Annotated in this window: 6 protein-coding genes; 5 read left to right on the top strand and 1 reads right to left on the bottom strand. The window is 60.0% G+C overall.

Annotated features, from left to right (window positions below):
• Positions 1-529 precede the first annotated feature (529 nt).
• Together QO034_RS19515 and QO034_RS19510 are read left to right on the top strand one after the other, a co-directional pair.
• The gene (locus QO034_RS19515) at positions 530-1,918 is read left to right on the top strand and encodes an IS6 family transposase (RefSeq protein WP_284487207.1); all 1,389 of its coding nucleotides are present in this window, start codon (positions 530-532) and stop codon (positions 1,916-1,918) included.
• A 551-nt stretch (positions 1,919-2,469) separates the two neighbouring features.
• The gene (locus tag QO034_RS19510; protein WP_284487206.1) at positions 2,470-5,190 is read left to right on the top strand and encodes an AsmA family protein; all 2,721 of its coding nucleotides are present in this window, start codon (positions 2,470-2,472) and stop codon (positions 5,188-5,190) included.
• On the opposite strand, the gene QO034_RS19505 is transcribed toward QO034_RS19510, so the two are convergent.
• Positions 5,187-5,681 (bottom strand): hypothetical protein, encoded by a 495-nt coding sequence (locus tag QO034_RS19505; RefSeq protein WP_284487205.1) that lies wholly within the window; start codon positions 5,679-5,681, stop codon positions 5,187-5,189. The two genes, QO034_RS19510 and QO034_RS19505, sit on opposite strands and share 4 nt — an antisense overlap.
• A gap of 134 nt (positions 5,682-5,815) precedes the next feature.
• Here QO034_RS19505 and QO034_RS19500 point away from each other — a divergent pair, with 134 nt between their 5' ends.
• The 3 genes from QO034_RS19500 to QO034_RS19490 all read left to right on the top strand — a co-directional run bounded on the left by QO034_RS19500 (position 5,816) and on the right by QO034_RS19490 (position 10,871).
• Positions 5,816-6,052: a hypothetical protein gene (locus QO034_RS19500; RefSeq protein WP_284487210.1), complete on the top strand. Its 237-nt coding sequence runs from the start codon at positions 5,816-5,818 to the stop codon at positions 6,050-6,052.
• 379 nt (positions 6,053-6,431) lie between these two features.
• Positions 6,432-6,911 carry a hypothetical protein gene (locus tag QO034_RS19495; protein ID WP_284487204.1) on the top strand — a complete coding sequence of 160 codons (480 nt, stop codon included), beginning with the start codon at positions 6,432-6,434 and terminating at the stop codon, positions 6,909-6,911.
• Between the two features lie 66 nt (positions 6,912-6,977).
• Positions 6,978-10,871, top strand: a complete 3,894-nt coding sequence (locus tag QO034_RS19490; protein ID WP_284487203.1) for a hypothetical protein — start codon at positions 6,978-6,980, stop codon at positions 10,869-10,871.
• The last annotated feature ends 12 nt before the right edge of the window (positions 10,872-10,883 follow it).

Below are 10,883 nucleotides of genomic sequence, written 5' to 3'. Positions count from 1 at the left end.
GCTTCAAGCGCAACCTTGGCCTTGAACTCCGCCGAATAGCGTTTCCGCTTCGTCATCTGGGGTATTCCTTCGTCAGTCGCTAAAGCTTAGCAACTGGTCCGAAATCTCGCGACCACCTCTCACTGGCCGGTCGAGACCGATCTGGTCGTGCCCTTCGAGACCCTGCCGGAAAACCTCAAGAACAGTATGAGCGCTGCCTGGGCACACCGCGAAGGGAACCGTGCCGTGCTGGAAAGCAAGAGCGACAACTAGGCATTGACGTCACTTCCAGATAGTCGACCGCTTGCGCTTGCTGGCGGTCGACCCATCCGGGGCAAGACAACACGCGCGATCACTCGTCTTGGACCACACAGAACCGTCAGAATCCACGAGAAAGTCATGCACCCCAAGAGAATGAATTTCGCGCGTCAACAATTTCGCGCAAGACGCTCCCCGCCGTTGGATGCCGCGAGCGGCGCGGATGTCTGGTGTCGTTCGTTGCCCTCGTCTGACAACAGCGCTGCGCTTGCCGGTTTCGTAGCATATCATCATGACAAAACCTGACCCGTTCAAGTGCTTTCACAGCAGCCCCGAAATCATTCGCCTGGCGGTGATGCTGTACGTTCGGTTTCCACTTTCTCTTTGCAATGTCGAGGACCTGCTGCACGAGCGCGGGATCGAGATCAGCCACGAAACTGTGCGGTACTGGTGGAACAGATTTGGCCCGATGTTTGCCGCTGAAATCCGCCGAAAACGCGTGCAGCAGATGCGGGCTTTTTCGAATTGGCAGTGGCATCTGGACGAGATGTTCGTGAAGGTAAATGGCGAACGGCACTATCTCTGGCGGGCCGTTGATCACGAGGGCGAGGTGCTGGAAAGCTTCGTTACGAAGACACGGGACAAGAAAGCTGCATTGAAATTTCTCAAGAAAACGATGAAGCGGCACGGCAGGCCGCATGTGTTCGTGACCGATTTCCGGCAACCGCCGGAACTTTACGCGTTCTCGCTTAAAAAGGTCGGAATCGACATCGCGCCCGAGGAACTGATCAAGCGCGCCAAGGTCGAGTTTTTCGAAACCCGGTCGGCTATGCAGATCCTCGCCCCGCACGTCGCAACGAAATTCGACCTGGACGTCACCGACTACCGGGACGTGATCAGGATGTTGAAGCAACGGACCATCCCCGACGACCAGTTGGTCGCGGTTTATTCGGACGCGATCGCAGACATCGAGACAAAGATTGTCGAGCACGGTATCGTCACGTTGCCCGACTACCCAGTGAAGATGCGACTCTCCACAACGGCCGAGGCTGCGGCTCAGGCGGCACCGCATATGCAGCCGCCCCCGCTTGCCGGCAATGTCGGGCAGCAGGGCGAGTTCATCCTGCTGGTCTCAGTGCCAGGAGCGGATGGCAAGGCGCTGGCCTATGACGATTTCAGCTTCGACGCCGTCAGGTGGACGCTGAGCGCTCACGAAGCGCGGCCGGGGCACGAGCTCCGGTTCGCCACCATGCTGGACCTTGGCGTGTCGCTCGCGAGGGGACTATACGCTTTCAACAGCGTGAACGTCAAAGGCTGGGCGCTTTACGCCGCGGCCGAGATGGTGCCCTACGAGTCCGTCGAGGGTCAGTTGATCGCGATGCAGCATCGGCTGTTGCGAGCGGCGCGGGCCTTTCTCGACCCGATGTTGAACCTCGGCCTGATCTCGGTTGACGATGCCGGCGAAATTCTGTCGAACGACGTGGTCTTGTCCGATGCAATGGTGAAACAGGAGCTTGACCGCTACACATTCAATGCTCCAGGACAGGCGGCCAGCTATTTCTACGGCTGTTCAAGGCTTCTGGAACTCCGGGTTGCAACCAAACTGGCGCTCGGCGACAAGTTCGATCGGAAAGCGTTCAACAACTTCATCCTGTCGCTCGGCCAGCTGCCGCCCGACTAGGTTGCCGAGGCGGTCAAAGCGGAGTTTGTGCCGGAATAGGTGATCTCAGAGTAACCTGGATTGCGGTCGGGCAGGGGGCTGAATTGCTTCCCCAAAGGCACTGTCAAAGGAAGCCAGCTTGAGGCGGGCAGACCTCGGTGGCCTCTTGGCCTGTAGCGCCGCCTGCTTCTCTCTCCTGCTGCCATTCGTCAGCATCGAGGTCTCAACCCGGTTGAGAAACGCTCTGTGGAAATCGTTCACCTTGGCGGCCAACCATTCGGGCTGTTGCGGCCAATCGCGCTCGTCTTACCGAATGGTCGCGGGTGATCCTGGCTCCCCGCCGGCCGAACGCTCCAGGAGGAGGAGCGCACGCCCGATTGATATTGCACCTCAAAATTCCCAGACTGGCACCCAACTTGATCAAGCCCGGGAATCACGGTTCTCCGATGTGCCGCCTCAGACGCATATCACTCGTTGTCATCGGCCTTTCTGCACTGTTGCTCGCGCTGATCTGGCTGCTGCTGTCCAGCGCCCTCTTCCGGGACGCCCGCATCGCGGCAGCATCCGGATTCTTGACCGACCTTTTGGGGCAGACGGTTGCGATCGAAGGCGACGTCCGCCTTTTATTCGCTCCACGACTGGCCGTGGTCGCGACGGATTTGAGATTACCTGCGCAGGACTTTCCCGATCTGGATCTGGCGAAGCTCGACTTTTCCAGGTTCTCGATTTCGCCGCGCCACTTGCTCAGCGGTGGGATACACCTGCCGGAGATTGAGGCACGAGGCCTCGACGTCCTTCTCTTGCGCGGCGAAGACGGTTCGACAACCTGGGTCGAGGCCGGCCGGAACGTGACGAAGGATAGCTCTGACGTAAGCCTCTCGGGACAACCCGACATCATCGCGTTCCTTGGCGAACGAGAGATTGCCTTCGAAGACATGCGCGTGCACGCCGAGAACCGATTGACCGGCTTTGAATTCGACTTTGATCTCGAGTCCCTTGCAATCGACCAGGTGGTTTCAGGCGAAGCCGTAACGGCGCAGGTGCGGTCGGGCGGGACGATCAACGGTCGGCCCATCGCGTTTTCCGGAGACTTCCCGAACGGCGCCCCGTTCGCCGCACGAGGTCACATGGGCGCCTTGACCTTTGCGGTGGAGGGGCAAAGACCTCCGGCCGCACCGCGCGGCGACTTTGATGGGCGTCTGAGCCTGCAGACACCTGACCTGCAGGACCTTCTCGACCTCTTGCGTCTCGACGGCGAGATCAAGGGGGGCGCCGAAGCGAAAGCGGCGGTCACGCGGCGCAGTCGGCACATAGATCTCGACGAGATCGATCTGCGGGCCCGCGGCGAGGGAGGTGCAACCGTCCGCCTGACCGGTCGGTTCGCGGACGTGCGGTCCGCAAGGGATTTCGATCTCTCGCTCTTGGTCGATCTTGTGGGCGACAAGACTCCACTCCCGCCTGCGATCTTCCTCAAGGACATGCGGGTCGAGACCGCCGAAATCCGCGTTCTGGCCAGAGGGGGGGATATCGAGGTCGATCGGTTCGCCCTTCGGACCAATGCCTTCGACGAGGAAATCCGCGACATCGGTCCATTCCGTGTCGCCACTGTTACCCGTTCGGAGGACGGTCAGCTGAAACTTGACGGGGTTACGCTATCGATCGGACCCCGGGACGCGCCATACCTGCTTGCCCGGGGCAGCATCGGCAACCTGCTGACATTCGGCGACTATCGGCTTTCCGGCGAACTCGATCTTCCTGCCGACCGTGTCCTGCTGACCCTGCGCCCGGAGGACGCGGCGCGGTTCGGACGTCTCACCGGCCAGATGCGGTTGCTCGAAAGCAACGGCGAGCCTAACCTGCAACTGTTCGAGCTGCGCTCGCAAGACACCGATCTCTGGTCCGCCGAATTCCAAGTAGAAAGCGCCGATCTCGAAGACTTGGACCGGCTGACTCTGCGTGCCAGTATCCAAACGCGGGACGGCAGATCCCTTCTGGAGGCTCTGCGCCTCGAGCCGGTGGATATCGGAAGGATGGGCTACGATGTCACGGCGACGCGGCAAGCCAATCACGTCGACACGCGCGCCGTTCTGACCGCCGGGCAGTCGGTGATCGAGACGGGCATGTCTTTGCGGATCCCGGGCAGCGGCCCCGTGCTTCGCGGCACGATCCGCAGCGATGACGTACGGATCGAAGATGTGAGGAGCACGATCCTCGCCCTGATCCAACTGGCGCGGGTCAAGTCGGTCTACATCGACAGCCGGACCGATGCCCTCGCCGGCCCCGACGATGGCTTTCAGCCGCTCGTGCTGCCGTCAGAGTCCGAAGCAGGGCCGCCCGAAGAGGACCTGTCCGAGTTTCAGCCGCTCGTCCTGCCGCAACCCGACTTGGCCCCGGACACGCCGGAGGACTTGTCCGATTTCCAGCCGCTCGTCTTGTCGGACGGTCCGGCGGATCTCGCGATCGCCGACATCCTCGACCCCGAGCAGTTCGCCCGGCTGATAGACGCCGAAATCGACATAGACATCGCCCGCATCCGGGGACAGGCGGGACTGTCCAGACTGAAGAGCCAGGCCGAGATGAAGTCGGGCAAGCTGCGTCTGGGGCCGGTCCGATTGGCCTATGGGAAGGGGTTCGTCGACATGACGGCGACCATGGACGCGATCGGCGCGCCCCATAGACTGCGCGTGACCGGGCGGACCGACGGTTGGGATTTCGGCGAGATACTGATGGCCGGCGGCGTTGACCTCGGTGCGGGCGGAACGATCAACGGCCGGTTCGACCTGACCGGCAGGAATGCCTCGGCAGAGGCGTTTCTGAGGTCGATGTCGGGCAAGGCCACGATAGACATGACAAACGGGCACATCAGCACCGGCCTGATCGAACTGGCCGGTCTCGGTGTTCTGCCCTGGCTGTTCTCCCAGGAACGGCAACGGGGCTATGCGGACATCGTCTGCCTGAAAGCCGATCTCGATATCGCCAACGGCCGAATCGAAACACGCCAGAGCGTGCTCGAGACGCGCCGCGTGCAACTCGTCGGATCCGGCACGATCGACGTGCGCAACGACAGAATTTTGTTCTCGGCCGAGCCGAGGCCGGTCGCCCAGCCCCTCTCGCGCAGTGCCTGGCCGTTCGTGGTATCAGGCTCCCTCAGGTCGCCGAAGATAAGCGTTGCCCAGCGAAAGTCGCGCCGCGCCCTCGTGCCGCTGGCGATACCGGACGCGCGCAAGCCCTGCGTGCCGGATATCTCCCAACTGCAGCAGATGGATGGCCCGGACACCGCGCGCCCGCGCTAGGCTCTAGGCTGCTTGGACTGGCATTCCTTCATCACCGAGATTGCGCGCGAAGAGCCTGTGAGATCGACCTCGAACGTTCCGCCGTGCGGCCCGATGACAGTGATCGAACGGCGCTTAGCCAGTTCCTCGGTCAGGTTCGGATTGTTGAAAAAGGCGCGTCCCCCGAACCAACCGTCTTCCTTGATCATTTCGACTTCGCCGGCGAACTTGGCCTCATCGGTTAGGAACTTCACTATTCCCGTGCTCTGCGGCTCGATATGGGTCCAGTCCGGGCTCAGAGCCGCGAAATAACCGCCGTCGCGGTCGGGCAGATAGCCAAACCGGATGCGCATGCCGTCATCGAAGTCTTTCTGCATCAGGCAGCCGTTCCCGGCGTCCTCATCGATCAGGATTGACCAGTCACCGGACTGCCCCCATGGCTTGAGATCACCGGCAACAGTGGCACCTGGCGCAAGAAATACGAATGCGAAAATGGCTGAAGAGCGTGTCATAGGCTAGTTCTCGAAGGGTTGGAACGTCAGAACGGAGAGAGATAGTCATTTGGACTGTATCCGATCGGCGAGCTGATGGCACGCGCCCGACCGCCATCGATCACAAAGCGGATCTTGTAACTCAGAGCATTGGGATGGACTCTATCGTAAAAGGCGCGCGGAACGGCTTCGATCCGGACCACAATGGCGGTGGCATTCCGGAGCATGCGAAGTTTGCAGAGTTCGCCGCCGTCCACTCATGCGTATCGAACCACTTCAACCTGGAACGCCATCTCTGCTCACGACAGAATTTCAAGAAGAACCGAACCGTCGCCCTCGCCGAGTGGCGTCAGTTCGGTGCGGAACAAAGGGCAGGGCTGCCGTCCGACTGAGACCGCTTCGCATCGGTCTGACAGCTCCCGTTCGAGAGATGTGGGCAAGTGGCCCGAATGGCCATCGTCGTCGCCCCGATGTGATCGGTTTGGGGAATGCCGGTCCACAGATTAACCATCGAAACCAAAACCGTTGCCACGGGCCGACCAGGACGGCATAGTGTAAGAACAAGACATTCACTTAGGGCAGAGACTTGGGAAGATGGCCCACGACATTGTGTGACGAAACGGTTTTGCGGGGCTCGGGAGTGTTGACCGGAGCGGGGTTCTGCCAACGCCATTACAAGGTTCTTGAACGGCCCGATTTAGCCGCAGGGTTGCCCAACTCGGGATTTGGGATCGTCTGGGTGAGGCGAGTTAGTCCAGGTAGGAATAATCGATGGCTGCAAAGCTGACGGACCAGCAACTCAGATTTATTGCGGAGTATCTTGGCGTACGTCTGAAAGCTGAGGATCAGGACGCCAAAGGAGGCGGGTTGGTCGAAAAACGCGCATTCCTCGTTACGCGCTGGCAGAGTATCAGCGCGGAACTCGATACCGAACTCGATATGCTTTGCAGTGCCATAGCGGAAAATGTGCCCTTCGAGAAGCCGGACGACATCAGGCGTGGCGTGAGTGCTGCGATACGCCCGATCTTGGACGAGATGCTGGACCAGATTCAGGACGCAGTCGACAAGTCCATTAATGCCGGCGACCTAAAGTATTCGGCTGTCAAAGGCGCAATTTCCTCGGCCAGGAATCAGTGCAGTTCCAGCGAATTGATTGCCGCTTTGCGAGACAACACATTGTCGTCCGGGCAACGCTTCGAAAACGCGATAACCGACGCTTTGACTGAGATCGAAGTCAAGCTCACCGCCTAATGCCGAATTCACTTGCGTCGCCGGGGGCAAGTGGAGCCTCGGCTGCTTCAGAACCAGGAACGACAGATGCTGGACACATTAGCAAAATGGATCGCACAATGCGCAGCTAATCCGCACATCGCGTTCTATGAAGAGGACTTCGTCGACGTTCACCAGCGTTTGGCAGCCGCTGGAGGAAGCGATTCCGGCATTGAGGCCGAGGCGAAAGAACTCATCCGAATTGTCAAGTCTATCGATAAGAAACATGTTGAGGCGGTTGCCCGAATCCGCGCGGCCGCCGGCATGCAACCTCTGCAAGTCTCGTTCAAAGGGGCATCGCAACTTGGTGAGGCGACAGGCACGGAATTTGCCGACGCCGTTCGTGTTTTCAACGAAGCATTCGCCGCGTTGCCCGGTGAAGATCCTAGGGCGCTTGATATTGGCTCGCGCGCTTCTGCCCCTTTGGCGGCGGAAACGCCCAAAGACAAGCAGGGTGCGGTTGCTCTGCTGAGCGGGTTGCAGGCCGAGGCATCAAAACTCACAACCACAATCGGGGAGGAACACAAGTCAGCCGTCGGTCTCTATCAGGAGGCGATGAAGGCCTTGCCCCCCGAGGAAGCCCGCGTGCAGCATCTCGCGTCGCGCGCGGAAGGCCCGCTTGGCGCCACGCTCGCGAAGGATCAAGCGAGCGCCACCAGGACCTTGACCGAATTGACAGAAGAGGCCGGATCTCTGGTCAAGGACCTCATCGAGGAACATCCCGAAGCGGTTCGCCTGTTTCAGGAGGCGGTGTCCGCTCTTCCGTCGGCCGATCTCCGACGGCAAAATCTGGAGTCGCGCGCGACTTCAGCCCTGAAAGCGACCGAGGCAAAGGACGTGCCGGCAGCGGTCGTGACGCTTTCGGTACTGATCGAGGAAGCCAGGAAACTCGACGCCACCATGGTCAAGGAACTTGCCGACGCGGTTCGGGAGTTTCAGGACGCGGTCAAGCCGCTGCCGGCCGATGATACGCGCGTAAAGGCGATCCTGGACAAATCCAACGATCCGATCAGCAAGACCACTGCAAAGGACAGCGCCGACGCTATCAAGGCCCTCAATGACCTGAAACCCGAGATTGAGCAGGCGAAACTGGCGATCGCAGATGACAAGACCAAGATGCTCGAGGCACTGGCCCTCCTGACGAACCCCGATGGAGCGACAGAGGCCGAACAGAACGGCATGAAAGCGGAACGCGACCGGGCGGCAACCGCCATGTCGGGCGACTGGCCGTCCCCGGCAGACTTTGCCAAGGCGCAGCGTGCCTGCGACGCGCTGGCGACGCTGATCCGAACGGCCGAAAAGGTCTCCGCCCTTGCCGCCAAGAGCCCCAAGGCCGCTGCCAAGGCCCGCGAGAGCTTGGCGAGCTTCGATGCGATCATCGGTGAAGAGGGCGTGACCCCGGAGCTGGTCGCCAAGATCAACGAGAACCTCACCCAAGCCCGCGAGGATAAATCAGCGGCTATATCGGAATGGCACAAGGCCAAGGCCCTGCCGGAAGATAACGAAGAACAGATCGCTGCGAAAGAACTCGCAGTCAAGGCCGCAGTGGCAGATTACCGCGTGGCTCTCCAGGCAGAGAAAGACGCAAGCAAGATCAACAATGCGATTATCGCCAAGGAAAAGCTGTCCCAGTCGCTGGCCTTTGGGCCTCTTGCTCCCGATGCAGGCAGGCCTTTCAAGGATAGTTCGGCCGAGAAACTGATCGCTGCCTACCAAAAGGATCCGCTGCTGGCAGACAGCGTGATCGATCTCGCTCAACGATCAAGAGACCCGGATCAGATTGCCAAGGTGATCGCCCCAATCTGCAATCAGGTCGCGCGGGGTTTCAAGGCCGGCGGCAAATCAATGAGCGAAGAAAATGCCCGGATCTATGCCGAGAACCTGCTCAAGTCTGGTGACCATATCGGCCCGGATTTCTACGCTGGGATAGATAGCTATCTCAAATCCGGACGTCAGTTCGAGACCGGCACGCTTGGTCCGCTTGCCGGCACATTCCCTGAATTGGCCACGGAACGAAGCAAAGCGCTTGGCGGTGCCATGCTGGCCGAAGATGGCACGTTCGACCCGACTTCGGACAAGGCCAAGAACGCTATCGCGGACCTTATGTACAATCCGGACATCCTGCGTAACGCAACGCCTTCGCTGGCGCTGCATGCGTTTGAGACCCAGAAGGCGCTTCAGAACGGGGCGACCAAAAATGCCTGTGAGGCGGTGATAAACGGTGTCAAGACCCCCTCGAACTCGGCAGGAACCAACCTCGTTTGCAAGACCATGGGCGTCACGGCGCCCCTGACCGACACCGACGCCCGCCAGGCTGTGCTTTCGGCATTTTTCACGCCGATGGATCAGGGTCCGGTGGGTTCGTGCTTCACCACCGCCCCGGCCCGCAGGCTGCGGCACGAGAAACCGGAAGAAGCCCTGAAGGGGTTTGCCGAAATTGCCGGAAAGGGCACTTTCACATCGGCAACCGGCCTGAAGGTTCCGGCGGTGACCAAGCTGAACGAAGGCGGCAACCCGTTGATCCAAAGCTGGGAATTCAGCGTTGCTTCTGCCGCTGCCACCCAGACCGGCAGCCGGGAACGCAATACGCTCCGCAGGAACCTGTTTACACCCAATGGGCTGGGCAAGGTCATCGAATCCGTGGCTGGCACCGACGAGCTCAAAACGCGGGCCGCGCAGGCGAATCTCAGGATGGCCATTGGTTCGGATTTCAACTTTCAATACGATCCGACGTCCAAAATCACCGATTCCAGCGATGGTTCGTCGTCGACGGGGCGCTATCGGATTCAGCCCGTCGATGCGTTCGGTGCCCCCAAGGGCGACCCGATCACGACCAAAGAGCAGTTCATCGCCGAGATGACCGAATCTGCGCTCAAAGCGTTGTCTGTCGACAAGACATCCACTGAAGGCCTCGCGATCATCGCGCATATCAAGTCCGACGCGTTCATCAACGCGGTCTGCCCGGGCAAGTACAAGCCATGGGAGTTGACATCCGGCGGTATGGAACTCGACCCGACCAAGGCACTGTTTGGCGGATCACCGGCAACTGAAACGGTGGTTGGCGCGATACCCGACAAGAACGCACCGCCCAACGAAGGTGCCCGAACCAAGGAAGTTCTCACCGGCCTCGTGGACTTGGTTTCTGGCTCGACCGAGCAATTCATCAATATCGGAACAAGTGGCATTCACTCCTTCAATGCGCTGCCCTCGGCAAAGAGCCGTCCGGGGGAACATACGATGCAGGACCTGCATGGAGCGACACCCGCTGAAACGGCGACGAATATTCAGACCAAGGTCATCGATCCCGGCAAGGCCATTTCCGACAAGACCCTGTCAGCGGAACGGGCCGCGCATCTCTACGACAAGAAGATCAAGGAAATGCTGGCGAACGAGAGCGATGAAGCCCTTCGTGACGAGCTTTCCAAGGCCGCGAAAACCGAACGCCCCAAGACCGATCTGAAGCCTGCAGAGATACTGGCCGCGGTCGCGCGTGCATCCAAGGAATTTGACAAGAAGCGGGCGCGTCGCGCCGCCGACAAATGGAAGGCCGCGCAAAAGACGCCGCAAGAGAAAGCCGATGAATGGAAGCTTGAACAGGAAAAGAACGGCGCGACGGTTTCCACGACCGCTCTTGAGAACAAGGTTCGTGAAGAGCAGTTGGCCGCGGTCGATGAATTCCGCAAGAAACTGGCCAAAATGGTGGACGCTTTCGAAAAATCAACGAACGATGCAATGCTGAGCGAACTCGCCAATGATCTGGGGAGCCCGCAGGTTCTGGTTGCGGATACCAACTGGGGCGACGAACGAACCCATACGTTCTTTGTTGCAATGCCCGACCCGACAACCGGCGAACTCAGGCTCTGGCGGAAGAAGGAACCCGGCGGGGAACTCACTCCGGAAGACCGAAAATGGATCGATACCCTGTGGGACAAGACCGAATGATCAACCGCGACG

It is taken from the genome of Sedimentitalea xiamensis (assembly GCF_030164465.1).
GTDB classification, from domain to species: Bacteria; Pseudomonadota; Alphaproteobacteria; order Rhodobacterales; family Rhodobacteraceae; genus Sedimentitalea; species Sedimentitalea xiamensis.
This window is presented reverse-complemented; position numbering and strand designations above follow the sequence as displayed.